The organism is Kitasatospora sp. NPDC057738, from assembly GCF_042798815.1.
GTDB lineage: Bacteria > Actinomycetota > Actinomycetes > Streptomycetales > Streptomycetaceae > Kitasatospora > Kitasatospora lactacystinica.
This window is the reverse complement of sequence record NZ_JBHVJT010000004.1, coordinates 129007-146592: the sequence shown is the minus strand read 5'-3', so window position 1 is coordinate 146592 and position 17586 is coordinate 129007. Positions and strand designations below refer to the sequence as shown.

Below are 17586 nucleotides of genomic sequence, written 5' to 3'. Positions count from 1 at the left end.
CGGGGAGGCTTTCCCCTTTACGGGGCGGGGGTTGGGAGGGGGGGCGTCTTGGGTAGAGGGCCAGAGGAAGAGAGGGGGGGGCGGGACCACAAACCCCCACCCCCCCTTCTCCGTCCGTCAGGACTCCTCGACCGCCCGCCGGATCAACGGCATCGCCTTCTCCACGTCCGCCGACGAAGCGATCCGCACCTCCAGGTGCCCGACGCCGCGCACGTCCCGGGTGAAGGCCTCCTCCGGCTCCACCGAGTCCGGCTCCAACCGCAGGTACACCAGCAGGGCCCCGTGCCCCGGCCGGAACACGACCGAGGCCACGTTCAGGATCCGCCGGTAGGCGATGTAGTGCTTCAGCACCACCACCTCCAGCTCACCAGCCGCCGCCAGCACCTCATCCAGCTCGTCGTACAGTTCCTGCATTCGTCCAGGCACCTCCACCTGCGACGCCTCCACTGGCACCGCGACCGCCTCCGGCTCGGCATGCACCTCACCGACCGGCTCGGCCGGTACCGGAGACGGGGAATCGATGAAGCCCGGGACCGTCTCGACCAGCTGCAACGTCAGCAGGGCCGGTCCGAGAACCCGGTAGCGCACCAGGTTCAAGCGATGCCTCCGCTGGTGAAGCGAAGCCCCGGCCCGGATGTGACGCGAGAACTCGGCTGCGACACAGATCGCCCGAGGCCGCCGCCAGTCGATCGTCTCCACCACCTCGGCACCCAGGCGTCTGCGTACCAGCGCCTCGAACTCGTGCCCGATGCGCCAGAAGCCAGACGAGGTAGGACGTTGCCTGCGTGATCACCCCGGAGTCCCGGCCGCGCTTGAACTCGATGATTACCGGTACGCCGTTCTCGTCGAATCCCAGCGTGTCCGAGGCAACTGTTGCGCCAGCTGGTCCGAATGCCACCGCGCGCGTGCGGTACCGGGAGCAGCAGCCACCGTGGGGAGGTGGACATTGTCGTCGTACTGGAACCGGACACGCCGAGCAACGTCCGGGTCCTCCAAACCGACCACACGCCCTCGGACCCCGAGCAGCCGGTGCGCCGCGCGCACAGGGGGCCGCCGAGCCCTCGAGCGCCTGCGGCTCCCTCACCATGTGCGGCCTGGACACCGCCGGAATGATCCTCGCTCCACACCGGTCCACCCCTGACCGGCCACGTTGGCACCCCTGCAGCACATGCCACACCCCCGCCGCTGACACCGTCACCGGTACCCACCACGTGTGAGGCGAGCGGGTCGGCTGGCGGTCAGGCCGCGAGCGCCAGCGCACTGCCCCCTTGGCCGCTGCCCCGGCTCCGCGTGACGACGGGCTCGATCTTGTGTACGGATCGTCCCCGGCTTTTCCTGGTATGAGGTCAATCGTCGGCCAGCACGGTTCTGACAGTGTGATCCCCGGATCCCCGGATCCCCGGATCCCCGGATCCCCGGATCCCCGGATCCTCGCATCCGGCAGGGCGGCGAGGGTCGTCATCCCCCGGGGGGTCGACCCGCGGTCCCGTCGTCGTTGGCGTCCGGTCGTGGGTCGTCGTCGCTGAAGGCGACGTCGACTTGCTGTTCGGGGCGGCGTTCCTCTTGGTGGGCGATTGCGCTCAGCACCTGTTCGTCGGCGTCGGTGAGCGGCGGCTGGAGCAGGCTGCGCGGCCACAGGCGGCGGGCGAGGACGACGTTGGTCTCGGCGGCGTACACGGTGATCTCCGCAGCGAGGAAGAGCCAGGAGAGCAGGCCGATCACGGTGGCGAAGAAGCCGTAGACCTGCCCGGCGTGGCGCAGCTCGTGCACGACGAGCAGGGAGCCGAAGGCCTGGAGGACGGTGAACAGCGGGCCCGCGACCGCGCAGCCCGGCCATAGCGCGCGCGTGGGGATCGTCCGGGGGGTGAGCACGCGGAAGCAGGCCAGGCACAGGGCGGCGTTCAGGAGCGCGGAGACGATCAGACCGCCGATGCGGGCGGCGGGCCCGCCGAGGGAGGCAGCGACGACCGATGCGGCCCCGGTGCCGAGTACCAGGCCGGAGCCGAGCACGAGTAGGAGCAGGAGGCTGCGGACCAGGCGCGGCCAGTAGCCCGGCCGGCGCACGCCGGGGACGTTCCAGATCTCGGCCATGGCGTGCTGGAGCACCTGCGCGATGCCGAGTGCTCCGTAGAGCATGAACAGCATGCCGACGGCCAGGGCGAACCCACTTCCCTGGAGGGAGTGGACGTTCTGGCGGAGTTGGTCGCCGATGATCGGGAAGTCGGCCAGGGCGGAGTTGAGGACGGACTGCTGTGCGCCGGGGCTGCCGTGCAGGACGAATCCGAGGACGGTGCTGAGCAGGAGGAGCAGCGGGATCAGGGCGAGGAAGCCGTAGTAGGTGATGAGCGCGGCGAGTAGTCCGCCGCGGTCGTCGCCGTACTTCTTGATCACGCCGAGGACCATGGCGGTGGGCCGGTGGCGCTGCTGGTAGCCGTCCACCGAGCGCAGTGCGCGTTCGACCGGGTTCATGTCGTCCTCCTCCGCGTGGCGGGCGCGCGGATCCGCCACGGATCGGGCCCGCGCGGGTGCGTTTGCCCGTTGGGCCGATCCGTACACCGTGTGGACGTGGACGGCTGGTCAGCCGGCGCCGGGCAGTCGTGCCTCCAGGTACCCGGAGAGCAATCGGGTCTCGAACACTGGCTGCGGCGAGGTGGCCGGGCCGCTCGCGACCTCGCCGTCACGCAGGCGGAACTCGCTGCCGTGCCACGGGCAGCGCAGGCAGCCGTCGGCCACTGTGCCGTCGGCGAGCGGGCCGGACAGGTGGGCGCAGCGCTCCGCGAGCACGTGGCAGCGCTCGCCCTCGCGGACGACGACCACGGGCAGGTCGCCGGCCATCCTGCGGACGGGTTCGCCCGGTGGGAAGTCGTCGACCGGGCCGAGTCCGACCCAGTCGGCGGGCGCGAGTCGGGGCGCGGCGGCGGCCCGGTTGGGGCCGGCGGCCTGTCCGTAGGCCAGGTGGCCGCCGAGGACGCCGCCGCCCGAGATGGCGGCGAGCCCCGTCAGGCCGAGCAGTCGGCCGCGGGCGCGTCGGCCCCGGCAGCGGGCCAGCAGCGAGCCGGCGTACAGCAGCACGCCGGTCGTGTTGGCAAGAGCGTGGACCAGGCCCGTGCGGCGGCGCGGCGGGTCGAGCCGGGCCCAGTCCACCCAGCCGGACAGCGCGGTCGGCACGGCCGTCAGCAGTCCGGTGGCGACGAGTGCGTCGGCCGACCGCTGGGCGCCCGGAGTGAAGTCCAGCAGGCCTGCCGATGTCCAGCAGCCGATGGGCAGCTGAACCAGGCCCGGGTGGAGCGGGTGGCCGAGCCACACGCCGCGTAGGGCGTCGCGGTACGGCCCGAGGGGGAGAGCTTCCACCGCGTCGGCGAGCTTCCCGGACGGGAGGTCGAGGACCTCCCAGTGCGCCGGTGCGTCGAGCGTGCGGCGCAGTCGACGGGACCACCGGCGGTCGTGCAGAGCTGAAACGTCCATGCCGGGCGGCTTGCCGGACGCCGGGAGGCCAAACCTCGCCCGGGGTGTCTGTTGAGCCGATCCGGTATTTGGGCAAAAATCCCGTAAGTCACTGGCCACAACAAAGACCTGGACCCCGTGAATCCTCGCCACAGCGATGTGGCCCCGTCCGGCTTACGTCCGGTGACCCGATCGTGGACTGTCAGCGTTTGGGGCCTGCTCGCGGTCGCCTACGCGCTCGCCCCTGCTGGACTGGGATATCTGGGCGTCACCAGGCTTATCGACCCGCAGGTCTCCACAGCTGCCTTCCGATGGCGCAGGCGAGGCGGCGGCGGTCGTGGCGTAGGTTGGAGCGCAGGGTGGACACGGGGGTGCCGAGGAAGTCGGCGGCCTTCTGGTCGTCCAGGTCGAGGCAGTACCGGAGTACCACGCTGTCGTGCTGTTTCTCGGGGACACCTGCCTGCAGCAACAACTGGTCGGCTCCTCCGAAGGTGGCGGCCTGCGGGGGCGTCGGACGGGCCGGGAATCAAGTATCACGAATCGGGTATGACGAATCCGGAATCCGGGTTCATACTTGTGGTGTGTCGAGCGACGAGCGGGAGCCGCGCACGAGCTGGACGTTCCTGACGCAGCATGCCCGTGTCCTGTTGATGATCTCGCGCAACACGGAGGTACGCCTGCGGGATCTCGCGGTGATGTGCGGTGTGACGGAGCGGGCGGTGCAGGCGATCGTCACTGATCTGGAGAGCGCCGGTTATCTGACCCGCACCCGCCACGGGCGCCGCAACCACTACCACGTCGTGCACGACACGTTCTTCCGTCACCCCGCCGAGGCCGGGCACGAGATCGCCGGGTTTCTGGACTTGTTCGCGGATCTCCAGCCCGGTTCCGGCCCCGCCCCAAGCACTCGCCCCGGTGATCACCATGACCAGGAACGCCCCTGATTCCCGAACCCGCCGCCCGCAGCCCCCCACCTTGCCGTGCTCCCGCCGGGGGATCCCGCGAAGCGGGCTCCTCGAGCGCGCCGAGAACCCGGCGGGACGCCGACCCGGCGGTCGGACCGCGCCCGTCCCCGCGTGAAGGCGGTGGGTTCCGTGAACAGCCCGCCCGATCCCCTCCGTCACGACGACTGCCCCCACGCCGCGCGGACCGGCGCACGGCCGCTGAGAGTCGTCGACACGACGCTCCCCGGCACGGCCGTGATCGTCCAGGTCCAGGGCGACGTCGATCAGGAAACCCGCCGCACCCTGGACGACGCCCTGGCCGAGGCGATCACCGCCCGCCCGCCGCTCCTGGTGGTCGACCTCGCCGGCCTCGCCTTCTGCTACTCGGCGTGCGTCAACGCCCTGCTCGCCGCCCGTCTGAACGCGATTGCCGCCGGGATCGAGATGGTGCTGGCCGCCGCGAGACCGCAAACCATACGGGTCCTGACGCTCACCGAGACCGACCGGCTCTTCACCCTCCACGACAGTGTCCGCTCCGCACTGGCCGGCGGCGACGCCGCCGACCGGCAGACCGGCTTAGCGGCAGTCATGCTTACCGCTTCGCGCTACGTAGGGGTCGTCGGTCCGCAGAGGGCCGGGCAGCTCCAGGGCTCGCTGGACGGTCCCGGCCACCGAGGCTAAACCTGCCGGATCCGTGGCCAGCGGACCCTCGTCGCAGCGCGCGTCGTCGAAGGCGGATTCCCAGTAGACCCAGCAGGTCGCGACCCACAAGCGATCGGGGTCTGCGGCGGGGGCGAAGCGGGCGTAGAACTCGGCGATGTTGGTGGCGGTGGTCCGGGTACGGGAGCCCGCGGTCGGGCACAGCCCTGTCCGATCGACGCAGGCTTGGGCCCGCCGCTCGACGGCGTCGGCCTCCGGATGGATGGCGGCCGGGACGGGGCAGTAGAACGGCAGGGTGTCGAGACCGGGGGTGCTCACGGTTCCTCGGTGTGCCGTGGCTGGCGGGCGCGTCGTCTCATGCGCTGCGGTGGACGGTGGTGGTGGCGACGCGGCGCAGGACGGAGACGACCTCGGTGGGGTGCGATCAGTCGGCTGCGCGCAGCCGGGCGAGGGCGGAGTCGATATCAAGGTGGTCGGCTTCCGATCCGGCGGGCACCAGGGTGAATGAGTCTGTGAGAAAGGCGGCCACGGCGTCCTCAGGGGCGCTGAGCACCGCCCGGCCGTCGGGGCCCTGCAGGGTGATGAGGACTTCGCCGGCCGATCCGGGGCCGATCTTGACGTCCCCGGTGCCGGTGGGGACGTGGCGCCCCTCGTTCAGCAGATCCCGGCTGAAGTACCAGCACACCTCGGCGTTGGAGCCGGTGCAGTCGCACGGGGTCAGCGGGAACACCAGGCATGCCGCATATGGGAGGGCCGTGTCGAAGCGGAGCTCCACGTCGACCGGGACGTCGGGCAGCGGGCTGTCGGGGAACGTGACGGGCATCGGGCGGACAGCGGACTTCTGCATCGGATCACCCTCCTGCGACGGCTTTGTGCGTCGGCCTCCGGTGGGCCGACGCGTGCCAACGCGCCTACCCCAGCGTCCACCCGCCAGTCGGCAGGCCAGATATCTGCACAACTCCCTTGCTTTCGCGGCGCGTTGCCTGTCTCCGCCACATAGCGACGCCCGATCGGCCGGGACGGGGACTTGCGCGCCGAAGCCCTCTGCAGCGCTGGTTCTTCGCCTGCGGGTTGTGCCACGAGCACACCGCCATCTCGGACTGCCGGCCTGTTGAGTGGATGCACTCCCGGAGGGCAGATCCTCCGGCGGACAGCTTCTGATCACGGGCCTGTGGGAAACGACGGGGCAGAGCCGCTGCGTGGATCGTCTCCGCTGATGTGTGGTGGCATGCTCGGATGATTGCGTCTTGTGTAGGGAGGGAGTTTGCTGATGCTTGTGCCGTCCGCGCTGGAGCGGCGTCCGGGCGGGGCCCGGTGAGGGGCTGGGTGATCGGGGCTGTCGGCGAACCAGGCGAGTGGAAGCGGCTGCTGGTGGTGCTCACCGACGGTCGGCGGCTGGTGACCGGGGAGATCTCCGAGCTGGTGCGGGCGGAGTTCGGGGTGCTGGTCGCCAGGCGGCTTCGGCAGCCGCATCCGGGCGCGCGGTCGGTGGTGCGCTGGTTGCATCCGGTGCTGGCCGTCGTCGTCGAGCTGGAGGCCGGGCAGGTACGCCGGATCGCGGTGCCTGCGGAAAACGACTGAGCGATCGCTGGGGGCAGCGCGCGGTTGTGCTCCGGCGTGCCGCCGCAGCGCGAAAGAGCCGTTCAGAGTGGGGCCTGCGGAGCGTTCGAGGCGGGGGAGGTGACACAGTTCAGCCAGCGGTGGTGGAGGAGGAGGCATGCGAATTCGATGTCGCCCGCCTTCACCAGGGTGGGCGTGGCCGTTGGAACAGGTCGGTGGCGAGCCGGGCCGTCGCCGGTCTGCGTTCGCTGGACGGGACCGTGCCGACACCGGCGAGGCCCCTGAGTGCGGCCTGTCGACGGGCTTGGCGCAGGACTGCTGAGGCGGTGCAGGGCTAGGCCTCTGGGTCACTGCCTGGCAGGGTGGCTCACCCGGTTGCGCCGCATCCGATAGCCCGGAACCTTGCCGGTCCACTGTCCGGCTGTCGAGCCCGGCGGCGGGTGGCCGCGAGTCGTCGTAGGTTGCGGGCATGACCAGTGATGAGACGACGATCCCGGCCGTGGGAGTGCGCCCGCTGGACGAGGTGTTCGACGCGATCGAGACCGTCCATCGGCGCCCCCAGCCTTGGGGCGGGTTCGACCACGGGGTCCTGGAGGCCTACCGGTGGGCCTCCGGAGCCCAGATTGCGGCACCGGTCACCGCTGCCGCCGCGCTCGGGAGCATCGGGCCGTGCCGGGCACAGCTGCTGGCCGAATGCCAGGCTGCCGCGGTCCGCCTGCGCGATGCCCTGGAAGAACGCACGGACGCCGCCTACGCCCTGGGCGTCTACCGGGCGCTGGCGTGGCTGTGCGGCCACCACGAGGACCGCCCCTGACTTGCGGCCCTCAGTAACCAGTGCCCGTCCTGGCCACCCCGCCGCAGGAGCCGCCTGATGCCCAGCCTGATCACCCGCTCCGGTGGGGAAGCCGGCCCTCCTGTGCCGAGGTGCCGGTGAACGCCACATCCGGCGGCGTGGAATGCACCATCAGGTGCTTCCCCTCTGGATCCTGTTCCGGGTCGCTGCCGGCTTCACCCGTCTCCATCGCCCGCCCCATGGCGAGGAACTGTTGGGCGTACGGGTCCGGGCCAACCGCTACAAGTACCGCCCGTAGGCGGAAGGAGGAATCGTTGACGAGGTACGACGGCGCGCCGGGCCGCGACGAGACGCCCCAGCAGCGGGCCGACCGGCTCTGGAACGAGATGCTCCAGGAAGTCCGTGTGTGCCAGACCGGCGCGCAGATCCTCTTCGGATTCCTCATCGGCGTGGCCTTCACCCCGCGCTTCGCCGCCCTGTCCGACTTCGACAGGAACCTCTACGTCGCCACCGTCGTCCTCGGCGCCGTCGCCACCGGCGCCCTGATCGCGCCCGTGGCCTTCCACCGCTTCCTCACCGGCCACGGCATGAAACCCGAACTCATCCACGTCGCCAGTCGCCTCATCGCCATCGGACTCACCACCCTCGCCCTGACCATCGCCGCCGCGCTGCTGCTCCTGCTGCGCACCGCAACCGGCAGCTCGGCCGCCGCCTGGGGCCTCAGCGCCGCCTGTCTGCTCTGGTTTGCTACCAGCTGGCTCGTCCTGCCCCAGGTCGTGCTTCGTCGCACGGCCGCCCGCCGGGCGGCCGTGTCCGAGCACGGCGACCCCGGCGGCGGTGGCCGACCCCCGCGATGACAGCCCTGCTGTCCCGGCCCGCAGCTCTCCGGTCGGCTTCCCCCTACTGCCGGGGGCCACCCCGGGAGACCGGATGGCTGGGGCAGAGGGGAACCGGTGACGTTGGAGATCTCGTCGGTGATGTACGACATCTCAGGCGGGACGAGGAACACGTAGGAGAGGGCCCTCGCAGAGGCTGGGCCAGGCGGCTCGTCGGTGACTGCTCGCTGAAGTGTCTGGCCTTCCCCGACACGTGGTCGCGTGTGCGTCGGACTCGGCTGTGGTCGGCCCACCCGGGCCGCGGGTCCCGTCTCGGCCTCCCGTCCGCCCGGCGGCCACCGTCTCACCTCCCACCCGGGTCGGCCAGGGCCCGCTGGGCGCCGGCCAGCGCGGGCCGCAGCAGCCGACCGGTCACGGCTCCCTGGGCGCGCAGCGCGGCGCGGGCGGCGTTCGCGCCGCAGGCACCGTGCACGCCACCGCCCGGGTGGGCCGAGGCGGAAGCGAGGTAGAGCCGCTGGATGGGGGTCTCGGGCCGCCCGGTGCCGGGTACCGGGCGCAGCAGCGCCTGCTGGTGGAGGGCTGCGGTACCGCCGTTGATCGCCCCGCCGACCAGGTTCTGGTCCAGCTGTTCCAGCGCCGGCGGGGTGAGCACGCGTCGGGCCTGGATCCGGTCGGCGAAGCCGGGGGCGAAGCGTTCGACCTGTGCCTCCATGCGGTGGGCGATGGCTTCGCTTTCCTTGCCGTCCCAGCACCCGGAGATGCCGTCGGGCCCGAGGTCGTCGACGATGCGCTGGGGGACGTGGGTGTACATCCAGGCCGATTCGGTGCCCGCGGGCGAGCGGGACGGGTCGGCGGTGGTCATCTGGCCGAGCAGCCCGAAGGGGCGGGCCGGCAGACGGCCGGTGCTGACCTGGAGTGCGTAGTCGCTCAGTTCCGTCCAGGTCGCCCCGAGGTGGACGGTGCCGGCCTGGTGTGCGGACTCGGCGATCCAGGGGATCGGCGCGTCGAGGGCCCAGTCGACCTTGACGGTCGAGAAGTCCCACTGGAAGCGGCGCACGGCGTCGCGGAATCCGGAGGGCAGATGACCTCCCTGGACCAGGCGGCCGTACAGGTGCGGGGCGGGCACATCGGCGAGCACGGCTCTGCGCGCGCGGACGTACTCGCCCTGGGCGGTGCGGATGCCCAGCGCGCGCCCGGCGCGGACGACGACCTCGCTGACCGGGGTGTCGCAGTGGATCGTGCCGCCGCGCGATTCCAGGCGCCGCACCAGGGCGTCGCTGAGGGCGCGGGCGCCGCCGACCGGTACCGGCCAGCCGTACTGCTCGCCGAGCATGGCCATGAGCCAGCCGAAGGCGGCACTGCCCGGCGATTCGGGCAGCAGGTCGGCGTGCAGCGCGCAGCCGGCCAGCAGCAGACCCAGCCCCTCCCGGTCGAACTCCTCGTCGGCCAGCCGTCGTACCGGGAGCGCAGCGAAGCGGGCCAGCCGCAGCAGGCCCGGTGCCCGAAGACGCGCCGCGAGCGTGAGCCCGGCGCGTACCGGCGGGAACGGCGCGAACATCGCTCCTACCAGGCACGGGTCCAGGTCCTGCCACAGCTGTGACAGCCGTCGCCAGGCGAGCGCGTCCGGCCGGCCGAAGTTCCGTTCGAAGCCGTCGATGTTCGCCTCCGGTCCACGCTGCAACTGGGCGCAGCGCCCGTCGGGCAGGGGATGGGCGAGAACGATCGGTGCGTGGCTCCAGGCGAGGCCGTGCTCCTCCAGGCGCAGGGCCGCGATCACCGGCGAGGCGGCGGCCAGCGGGTAGAACGAGCTGAACAGGTCGCTGACGTAGTCGGGGTGGACGCCGCGGTCGCTGCGGACAGCGCCGCCGGCCCGGTCCTGGGCCTCCAGCACCTCCACTTTCCAGCCGGCGTCGGCCAGCACGTTCGCGGCGACCAGGCCGTTCGGCCCGGCCCCGATCACGACGGCGTCGGCCATGACGGACCTCCCCCCGACGCGGACGCTTCCAGGTCGGCCGCCCGGCGCGCCTCCTCGACCGTGCGGGCGAGGCAGGCGAGCATCCGGCGGTGGCGCAGATCCAGCACCAGGTCCGTGGCTGCCGAGTGGAGGCTTCCGCTCAGGCCCCGCAGCGGGTGCTCGTCGACGATCACCAGGGTGGCGTCGCCCCATGCGATCAGCTCGATGGCGATCCGGACGGTGCCGAGCCGCCCGGCGAAAGCCTCCAGTTCCAGCCGGTGCCCGCTGTCGCACACACGTACAACGGTGCGGCCTTCGAAGTGGCACGGGCCGACGCCGACTGTGTAGCGCAGGCTCGACCCGACCGCGGGCCACCGGCCCCCACCCGGGCGGGTCCGCTCCGTGCCTGGTACCCAGCGGCCGTACGCGGCCGGATCGCCCAACACGCTCCACACCGCCTGCGGAGCCCGCTCGATCAGGACGTGTCTCACAGCCATTGACTTCGCTCCTTCTGTCCGGTCCTCTACGGATCACCCGCCCCTCGACAGGCGCATACCCGACGAATGCCCCTGAATGCGACACGCGTACCCACCCGTTTTCCGCCGCCGGGCACCGCCACCCGTTCCACCGGAACCTCGACCGGTCGCCGCCGGGCGCTCGTCCAGGGCAGCGACTGTGCTGCGCCCGGCATGCCTGGAGCGCAAGACGGACGGCACGTGGCGCAAGACGGTGGAGGACAACGCGGCGCCAGGCACTGGCCGCGGACCGGCCGTTCGTCATCGACTTCCGCGCCGACCCGGCGGTGCCACCGATCCCGCCGCACGCCACCTGGGACCAGATCAAGGCCGCTGCCCTGTCGGTGCTCAGGGGCGACAGCGACCGAGATCGGTGGTCCAGCAGGATGCTGAGGGCGCCTTCCTGCTGTGCGGATTCGTCATGGCCCTGGCCGAGCACCAGCAGCACAACGACGTGGAAGCGGTGCGCGGGTTCGAACGCAACCGTGCCACGTGCGGTCCGCCCGGCCTCTACGCGAGGAGTTCGATGTCGCCCAGCGCCAGCTGTGCGGCAACCTGCCTCGGGCGTTCGTCCACGGGTTGATGCTCGAAGCCGCCGCCACGCTCGCACCCGGTCACTGAGCCCGCTGTGATCCTCCGCACCCGGATGCTGCAGCGGCGCGACGATGCCGCCAGCGAATCGACGCCCAGCAGGACCGGGCTGCCCTCACAGGGACAATGGCTGGTCCGCTGGGGTCTACCAGTAGTGGCGGCGGCCGCCGACCTCGTGGCCGACTGCGCCCATGATCCACAGGATGAGGCCGATGAGGGCCAAGACGATGCCGATGGTCCACAGGATGCCGATTCCGGTGACGAATCCGATGACGAGGAGGATGACTCCGAGGATGATCACAATGGGCTCCGTTTCTTCGCCCCCCTTTTTCCGATGCGGTCCTTCGCCGATGCGGAGGAAATGCTGCACCTTGCTTCGCGGGTGCCCGGTTTGGGGATGCCGTATCAGCCGCGATGGCGTGATTCCCGGGTTCGGCGCACCTGAGGTGTGGTCGCCAGGCCGGCGAGGAGGATGTCGAGGCCGCTTTCCAGCTCGGCGGCTCCGTCGTAGGAGGCGAGAGGGCCGGCGAGACCGCGCAGGAGAGGAAACTCGGCTATAGGCAGCCGGTACAGGCCCAGGCGCAGCAGGTCGTCCGTCTCGTCGGGGTTGTCAACGAGTTCCTGCAGCTCGTTGAGGACGTGGCCGTGCAGCAGCCCGAACAGTGCGCGGTAGACGTGAAGCGCGTCGGCGCCGCTGAAGCCGGAGCGGGTGAGCATGGCGAGGATGGCCTCCAGCAGGCGCAGGGTGCTGCGAGGCCGCAGAGCAAGCGGGGTGGCCAGCGGGCGGGTGACCATGAGCGGCACGACGTTGGGGTGGGCCAGGGCGAGCCGACGGTAGCGGCGGGCTACGGTACGAAGTTGGGCGGCCCAGTCGGGATCGGTGGGGTCCTCCAGCGTGAGCTGGCCGAGGACCATATCGGTGACGCCGTCGAGCAGAGTCGCCTTGTTCGCCGCGTGGCGGTACAGACTCATCGGGTCGTGGCCGAGCGCACGTGCCAGACGACGCATGGACAGTTTCTCGATGCCCTCGCGGTCGATGATCTCCAGCGCGCAAGCCAGCATCCGTTCCCGGCTGAGCCTGTCCTTCAGAGGCGGATCGCCGTCCCGGACCGCCGGGGCGACCGGAGGAGGGACCACATCGGCACCTTCTCTCGCTGCGCGTGAGTACCGGTGACCAAGTTCGTAGACCTACGGTGTGGACACCAGTCTAGTCCGGGAGTTGACTGTAGTCATACGACGTAGATCCGTTGGGGAGTACGTCATGATCATCGTTCTCGGACTCATACTCCTGGTCGCCGCGGCCGTTGTCGCCGTGGCCGGAGTCGTCGGCAATGCCGGCAGCGGACACACGCTCACCAACGCGTTCACGGTGTTCGGAGAGCACATGAACGGCTCGACCGGCACGTTGTTCCTCTACGGCATCGTCGTCGGGGCCGTGGGAGTGCTGGGCCTCTGCCTCCTGCTGGCCGGCGCGCGCCGCGGCGCCACCGCACGCCACGCACTGCACCGCTCCCGCCGGGAAACGGCGGCTGTGAGCAGGCGACGCGACGAGGTGGTCGAGCAGCGCGACGCCGCCCGCGCGCAGGCGGCATCGGCCGTCCAGGACCGCGACGGCCTTGTCGCGGAGCGCGACACGATCGCCCAGCAGCGGGACGACCTCGTCCGTAGGCAGGAGCCGACCAGCGAGCACACAGCGGGTCTTCGCCTCAATCCGATGTCGCAGGGCGAAGGCGAACCCGCGTCCGGCAAAGGGCACCACAGACCGCACCTCCTCGGGCGCGGCCTCGGGCACCGGTAGGCCCCCTACGCCCCGCGAGAGGCACCGACGGACATCACGAAAGGCAGCTAGTCATGGGCATCGGCAAGAAGGCCGCCCACAAGGCCGAAGCGGTCAAGGGCGGCGTGAAGAAGAACGTCGGACGCGCCACCGGCGACCGCGCCCTCGAGGCAGAAGGCCGCGGCGACCAGATCAAGGGCAACCTCAAGCAGGCCGGCGCCAAGGTCAAGGACGCGTTCAAGCACTGAGGCCGGACCGCGACGATCCCGTCCCGCCCGCCCCACCGCGGCGCGATACGGAATCCAGGGGGCTCCGACAGCGGACTCAACTCATCAACGGAGTTGAGTCCGCTGTCGTGAATCGAGGAACGATCATGGTGACGGTCCTGCTCGTACTGCTGTGCCTGGTCCTGCCGTGGCTCGCGGTGCTCATCAAGGACGGCCCGAGCATCAAGGTCTCTGGGCGCTCCTCCTTCAGCTGTGCGGCCACGTACCCGGCGTCATCCACGGCATCTACCAGGTAGTGAAGGACTGACCGGGACGCGCCCGCTCTCGACGGCCGCCTCCGGGTACATCCCCCGGTTGGTCCACAGTCGCGTGGGCAACCCGGCGCACAGCCCCCGATGCGGTACGGGCCCGCAGGGCTGCGGTGTTCGCCGGGCCCGGTCGGCCCTCGGTCGGACCGACGCTCGAAGGCTCGACGTGCCCGGGTGCGGCCTCGGGCTGCGGAGCCGCTCCGACACCCCTAGGCTCCCAGCTGGGCGTGCCGGCTTTGAGCCGCTGGCGGGCAGCCGCGACCCGCAGCGCGGGCGGCCGCGAGCTGCCTCGTACAGGTCCCAGGACGGAGAGCGTTGAGATGACCATCAATCCCGGACCGCCTGAAGGACGCCCCCATGCGCCTCTTGTCACCGAGGCTCCCGATCCGGGCCGTCCTTCGCGGGGGGAGCGTGATGCCAAGGACATCGCGCTGGACGCCTTCCGGGCCCCGGAGCCGGACGGTGCGCTTACCACCGACCAGGGAGTGCGGGTCGACGACACGGACAACTCCCTGACCGTCGGCGACCGTGGCCCGACGTTGCTGGAGGACTTCCACCTGCGGGAGAAGCTCACCCGCTTCGACCACGAGCGCATTCCCGAGCGGGTGGTGCATGCTCGCGGTGCCGGCGCGTACGGCTTCTTCGAACCCTACGAGTCGCTGGCCGAGTTCACCTGCGCCGACTTCCTCCAGGAGGCCGGGCGCCGGACCCCGGTGTTCGTTCGCTTCTCGACCGTCCAGGGCCCGCGCGGCTCCGCCGACACGGTGCGCGACGTCCGCGGCTTCGCCACCAAGTTCTACACCAGGCAAGGCAATTACGACCTGGTCGGCAACAACATGCCGGTGTTCTTCATCCAGGACGCGATCAAGTTCCCCGACTTCGTGCACGCGGTGAAGATGGAGCCGCACAACGAGATCCCCACCGGCGGCACCGCACATGACACGTTCTGGGACTTCTGTTCGCTGCAGCCCGAGTCCACCCACATGCTGATGTGGGCGATGTCTGATCGGGCGATCCCACGCAGCTTCCGGATGATGCAGGGCTTCGGCGTGCACACCTTCCGCCTCGTGACCGCCGAGGGGCGCGCCACCTTCGTCAAGTTCCACTGGAAGCCGAAACTCGGCGTCGCATGCCAGGTCTGGGACGAGGCCCAGATCACTGCCGGACGCGACCCCGACTTCCACCGCCGCGACCTGTGGGAGGCGATCGAGGCCGGCGAGTTCCCGGAGTGGGAACTCGGCGTCCAGCTGATCCCGGAGGAGGACGAGTTCTCGTTCCCGTTCGATCTGCTGGACCCGACGAAGCTGGTGCCGGAGGAACTCGTGCCGGTGCGGCCGGTCGGCCGGATGGTCCTCGACCGCAACCCGGAGAACTTCTTCGCCGAGACCGAGCAGGTCGCCTTCCACACCGCCAACATCGTTCCCGGCATCGACTTCACCAACGACCCGCTGCTGCAGGGTCGCAACTTCTCCTACCTGGACACTCAGTTGATCCGCCTGGGCGGTCCCAACTTCTCCCAGCTGCCGGTCAACCGCCCGCTCGCCGAGGTGCGCACCAACCAGCGCGACGGCTACGGCCAGCAGGTGATCCACTCCGGGACGAGTTACGCGCCGAACTCGGTCGGCGGCGGATGCCCGGCCACCCTGGGCGGCGGGCGCCTTGCCGAGGGGGTGTTCGAGCACTACCAGGAGCGTGTCGACGGGCAGGCGATCCGCCGGCGCAGTCCGAGCTTCGCCGACCACTACGGCCAGGCCGCGCTGTTCTGGCGCAGCATGGCCGACTGGGAGCAGAGGCACATCATCGCCGCGTTCTCCTTCGAGCTCGGCAAGGTCGGGGACCAGGCCGTGCGGCGCCGGATGGTCGCCAACCTGATCCGCGTGGACCAGGAACTGGCTGTGGAGGTCGCCCGCCGCATCGGCGAACCCGAGCCCGCGCCCGAGCCCGCACCGGACCGGTCCACCGGCAACCGCGAGGCCGGAGCAGCAGGGGAGCGGGTCTCGCCCGCGCTGAGCCTGGAGAACCTGCGCGGCCACGGCATCCGTACCCGCAAGGTCGCCGTCCTGGTGGCGCAGGGCGTGGACGCCGTCCAGGTGCGGGCCGCGCGCACCGCCCTGCAGGCCGAGGGCGCCACGGTGGAGACCCTGGCCCGGTACGGCGGGAGCGTGGCCGGCAGCGACGGCCAAGACGTGGAGGTCGAGCGGGCGTTGGCGACCACCGCCTCGGTGCTGTACGACGCCGTGGTCGTCCCGGACGGCGCAGAGGACGCGCTCGTCGTGGATCCGGACGCCGTCCGGTTCGTCAACGAGGCACTGCGGCACGGCAAACCGGTGGCCGCGCTCGGCGCCGGCACGGCGCTCGTGCGCGCCGCAGGGGACCGCGAGGCGGAGCACCTCGCCGGGGTTGCCCTGTGCGGCCCGGGCCGGCAGCCCGGCGCCTCGTTCTGGGAGGACTTCGTCCACCTGATCGAACAGCACCGGTTCCCGCAGCGCTGAACCCGAGCCCGAATCGCCCGCGTGACCTGCCCAGGAGGAGTTCCGGTCCCGCTGCGCGGGCAGGCCCGGACCTACGGGGGCCAACTGGCCGTCCGCACTCGTCAGGGCGAGGCCGGTGAGCGCTGCCCGTTCGCCGGCTTAACCCGTTCGCGGTCGATTCCGTCGGCCTTGCGGCGCTGTCAGGGAGTACTCGAAGGACCTTCGGCCTAGCGTGGTGGCGGCAGTGCCCGAGTGGCCGCAACCCGAAGCGGGGAGGACGTTCACGAAGGAGCAGATCCCGATTGACCGAGTACGGCTACTTCCTGTCGTGTGAGGAGCTCACCCCCGCGGAGCTGATCGACCAGGGCCGCCGCGCGCAGCAGGCCGGGTTCACCCGGTTGGCGGTCTCCGATCACTTCCATCCGTGGGACGACGCACAGGGCAACAGCGCGTTCGTGTGGTCGGTGATCGGGGCGTTGTCGCAGGCCGTCTCGCTGCCGGTCACCACGCTGGTGACCTGTCCGATGGTGCGGCTGCATCCGGCGGTGACCGCGCAGGCCGCCGCCACATCCAGCGTTCTGCTGGATGGGCGCTTCGCTCTTGGCGTCGGGACGGGGGAGGCGTTGAACGAGCACGTTCACGGCGATGCGTGGCCGTCGTTCGAGGTGCGGGCCGAGATGCTGGAGGAGGCCGTCGAGGTGATGCGCAAGTTGTTCACCGGTGAACCGGTCAGCCACCGCGGCCGGCACTACACCGTCGACAACGCCCGCCTCTACACTGCCCCCGACCAGCCGCTGCCGGTGTACGTTTCCGCCTTCGGGCCGAAGGCCGCCGAACTGGCCGGCCGGATCGGGGACGGGTTCGTCACCATGACCCCGGACGCCGACCTCGTGGGTTCGTTCCGCGAGGCCGGGGGCCAGGGCAAGAAGGTGGTGGGCGGTGTGAAGGTGTGCTGGAGCAGCAACCGGGAAGCGGCCGTGGACGTGGTGCACCGGCTGTGGCCGACCGAGCTGCTGCCCGGCGAGCTCGCCCAACTCCTGCCCAGCCCGGCGCACTTCGAACAGGCAAGTCAGCTCGTCACGCGCGACATGATCGCCGACGCGGTCGCCTGCGGCGACGATGTGGAGCAGCACGTGGAGACAGTGCGCGCATATGCGCGCGCCGGGTTCGACGAGGTCTACGTCGGGCAGGTCGGCCCCGACCAGGAGGTCTTCTTCGACGCCTACCGTGAGCTGGTCCTGCCCGCCCTGAACTGCTGACCCGGGGCTGTCCAACTCCTCTGGCCACGTAGAACCGAGTACGCACAGGGGCGAGGCCCCGCTACAGGGCCCGGTCCCGGCGGTTGGCACCTTCGGGTTCAGATACCTCCGGGAGGCAAAGGTGGCGGCACGGCACTTCACGGATCCGGGGCATTCGGCGCTGCCGGGATGCCGCAAGTTCTGGCAGCTGAACGGCGTGCGAAGGCGTGCCCTGTGAGGCGTCGTGCGAGTGCCGGTCCCGCTCCTG

18 protein-coding genes and 2 pseudogenes are annotated in these 17586 nt (G+C 70.9%); 10 read left to right on the top strand and 10 right to left on the bottom strand.

From position 1 onward, the window contains the following. Positions 1-117: 117 nt before the first annotated feature. From ACFVGO_RS03780 to ACFVGO_RS03765, 4 genes are all read right to left on the bottom strand, one after another. Positions 118-702, bottom strand: a complete 585-nt coding sequence (locus ACFVGO_RS03780) for a DUF5655 domain-containing protein (RefSeq protein WP_359904018.1) — start codon at positions 700-702, stop codon at positions 118-120. Positions 703-1458: 756 nt separating this feature from the next. Further along, entirely contained in the window at positions 1459-2469 is a 1011-nt protein-coding gene (locus ACFVGO_RS03775; protein ID WP_380351566.1) for a YihY/virulence factor BrkB family protein, read from the bottom strand. A gap of 108 nt (positions 2470-2577) precedes the next feature. Next, the gene (locus ACFVGO_RS03770; RefSeq protein WP_359904024.1) at positions 2578-3465 is read right to left on the bottom strand and encodes a Rieske (2Fe-2S) protein; all 888 of its coding nucleotides are present in this window, start codon (positions 3463-3465) and stop codon (positions 2578-2580) included. 256 nt (positions 3466-3721) lie between these two features. After that, a complete protein-coding gene (locus ACFVGO_RS03765; protein ID WP_359904027.1) occupies positions 3722-3916 on the bottom strand; it encodes a hypothetical protein in 195 nt (64 codons plus the stop codon). 109 nt (positions 3917-4025) lie between these two features. Between ACFVGO_RS03765 and ACFVGO_RS03760 the strand changes: the two genes are divergently transcribed. Together ACFVGO_RS03760 and ACFVGO_RS03755 are read left to right on the top strand one after the other, a co-directional pair. After that, positions 4026-4388 carry a helix-turn-helix domain-containing protein gene (locus tag ACFVGO_RS03760; protein WP_359904030.1) on the top strand — a complete coding sequence of 121 codons (363 nt, stop codon included), beginning with the start codon at positions 4026-4028 and terminating at the stop codon, positions 4386-4388. A gap of 255 nt (positions 4389-4643) precedes the next feature. Next, positions 4644-5069: an STAS domain-containing protein gene (locus ACFVGO_RS03755; protein WP_380550663.1), complete on the top strand. Its 426-nt coding sequence runs from the start codon at positions 4644-4646 to the stop codon at positions 5067-5069. A gap of 403 nt (positions 5070-5472) precedes the next feature. On the opposite strand, the gene ACFVGO_RS03750 is transcribed toward ACFVGO_RS03755, so the two are convergent. Continuing rightward, on the bottom strand, positions 5473-5895 hold the full coding sequence (locus ACFVGO_RS03750) for an SsgA family sporulation/cell division regulator (protein ID WP_359904036.1): 423 nt from the start codon (positions 5893-5895) through the stop codon (positions 5473-5475). 479 nt (positions 5896-6374) lie between these two features. Here ACFVGO_RS03750 and ACFVGO_RS03745 point away from each other — a divergent pair, with 479 nt between their 5' ends. The 3 genes from ACFVGO_RS03745 to ACFVGO_RS03735 all read left to right on the top strand — a co-directional run bounded on the left by ACFVGO_RS03745 (position 6375) and on the right by ACFVGO_RS03735 (position 8258). Beyond that, positions 6375-6629: a hypothetical protein gene (locus tag ACFVGO_RS03745; protein ID WP_359904039.1), complete on the top strand. Its 255-nt coding sequence runs from the start codon at positions 6375-6377 to the stop codon at positions 6627-6629. A gap of 448 nt (positions 6630-7077) precedes the next feature. Next, positions 7078-7422, top strand: a complete 345-nt coding sequence (locus ACFVGO_RS03740) for a hypothetical protein (RefSeq protein ID WP_359904042.1) — start codon at positions 7078-7080, stop codon at positions 7420-7422. 293 nt (positions 7423-7715) lie between these two features. After that, entirely contained in the window at positions 7716-8258 is a 543-nt protein-coding gene (locus tag ACFVGO_RS03735; RefSeq protein ID WP_359904045.1) for a DUF6328 family protein, read from the top strand. A 322-nt stretch (positions 8259-8580) separates the two neighbouring features. On the opposite strand, the gene ACFVGO_RS03730 is transcribed toward ACFVGO_RS03735, so the two are convergent. The 3 genes and pseudogenes from ACFVGO_RS03730 to ACFVGO_RS03720 form a co-directional block, all read right to left on the bottom strand. Further along, complete coding sequence (locus tag ACFVGO_RS03730; protein ID WP_359904048.1) at positions 8581-10212, bottom strand: NAD(P)/FAD-dependent oxidoreductase; 1632 nt, start codon at positions 10210-10212, stop codon at positions 8581-8583. Beyond that, complete coding sequence (locus ACFVGO_RS03725) at positions 10194-10487, bottom strand: hypothetical protein (RefSeq protein ID WP_380630797.1); 294 nt, start codon at positions 10485-10487, stop codon at positions 10194-10196. Before ACFVGO_RS03725 ends, ACFVGO_RS03730 begins: the two co-directional genes overlap by 19 nt. Then, positions 10488-10688: pseudogene (locus ACFVGO_RS03720) on the bottom strand (SRPBCC family protein); the annotation flags it as partial. Positions 10689-10936: 248 nt separating this feature from the next. Between ACFVGO_RS03720 and ACFVGO_RS03715 the strand changes: the two are divergent. Next, a pseudogene (locus ACFVGO_RS03715) lies at positions 10937-11074 on the top strand (pyruvate decarboxylase); the annotation flags it as partial. Between the two features lie 368 nt (positions 11075-11442). On the opposite strand, the gene ACFVGO_RS03710 reads toward ACFVGO_RS03715, so the two are convergent. Both ACFVGO_RS03710 and ACFVGO_RS03705 read right to left on the bottom strand, forming a co-directional pair. Further along, a complete protein-coding gene (locus ACFVGO_RS03710) occupies positions 11443-11598 on the bottom strand; it encodes a DUF6131 family protein (RefSeq protein WP_359904053.1) in 156 nt (51 codons plus the stop codon). Between the two features lie 104 nt (positions 11599-11702). After that, complete coding sequence (locus ACFVGO_RS03705) at positions 11703-12434, bottom strand: TetR/AcrR family transcriptional regulator C-terminal domain-containing protein (protein ID WP_359904056.1); 732 nt, start codon at positions 12432-12434, stop codon at positions 11703-11705. Positions 12435-12558: 124 nt separating this feature from the next. On the opposite strand from ACFVGO_RS03705, the gene ACFVGO_RS03700 reads away from it, so the two are divergent. From ACFVGO_RS03700 to ACFVGO_RS03685, 4 genes are all read left to right on the top strand, one after another. Continuing rightward, positions 12559-13095 carry a hypothetical protein gene (locus ACFVGO_RS03700; protein WP_359904059.1) on the top strand — a complete coding sequence of 179 codons (537 nt, stop codon included), beginning with the start codon at positions 12559-12561 and terminating at the stop codon, positions 13093-13095. Positions 13096-13148: 53 nt separating this feature from the next. Further along, positions 13149-13322, top strand: coding sequence for a CsbD family protein (locus ACFVGO_RS03695; protein ID WP_359904062.1), 174 nt, complete (start codon positions 13149-13151; stop codon positions 13320-13322). A 607-nt stretch (positions 13323-13929) separates the two neighbouring features. Further along, on the top strand, positions 13930-16101 hold the full coding sequence (locus ACFVGO_RS03690; RefSeq protein ID WP_359904064.1) for a catalase: 2172 nt from the start codon (positions 13930-13932) through the stop codon (positions 16099-16101). Positions 16102-16382: 281 nt separating this feature from the next. Then, positions 16383-17339 carry a TIGR03557 family F420-dependent LLM class oxidoreductase gene (locus tag ACFVGO_RS03685; RefSeq protein WP_380630776.1) on the top strand — a complete coding sequence of 319 codons (957 nt, stop codon included), beginning with the start codon at positions 16383-16385 and terminating at the stop codon, positions 17337-17339. The last annotated feature ends 247 nt before the right edge of the window (positions 17340-17586 follow it).

What these genes read in the sequence shown, in the direction of transcription:
- ACFVGO_RS03770 (WP_359904024.1), bottom strand. Translation starts at nt 3,465, where the DNA reads ATGGACGTTTCAGCTCTGCACGACCGCCGGTGGTCCCGTCGACTGCGC.
- ACFVGO_RS03700 (WP_359904059.1), top strand. Translation starts at nt 12,559, where the DNA reads ATGATCATCGTTCTCGGACTCATACTCCTGGTCGCCGCGGCCGTTGTC.
- ACFVGO_RS03750 (WP_359904036.1), bottom strand. Translation starts at nt 5,895, where the DNA reads ATGCAGAAGTCCGCTGTCCGCCCGATGCCCGTCACGTTCCCCGACAGC.
- ACFVGO_RS03740 (WP_359904042.1), top strand. Translation starts at nt 7,078, where the DNA reads ATGACCAGTGATGAGACGACGATCCCGGCCGTGGGAGTGCGCCCGCTG.
- ACFVGO_RS03690 (WP_359904064.1), top strand. Translation starts at nt 13,930, where the DNA reads ATGACCATCAATCCCGGACCGCCTGAAGGACGCCCCCATGCGCCTCTT.
- ACFVGO_RS03695 (WP_359904062.1), top strand. Translation starts at nt 13,149, where the DNA reads ATGGGCATCGGCAAGAAGGCCGCCCACAAGGCCGAAGCGGTCAAGGGC.
- ACFVGO_RS03775 (WP_380351566.1), bottom strand. Translation starts at nt 2,469, where the DNA reads ATGAACCCGGTCGAACGCGCACTGCGCTCGGTGGACGGCTACCAGCAG.
- ACFVGO_RS03730 (WP_359904048.1), bottom strand. Translation starts at nt 10,212, where the DNA reads ATGGCCGACGCCGTCGTGATCGGGGCCGGGCCGAACGGCCTGGTCGCC.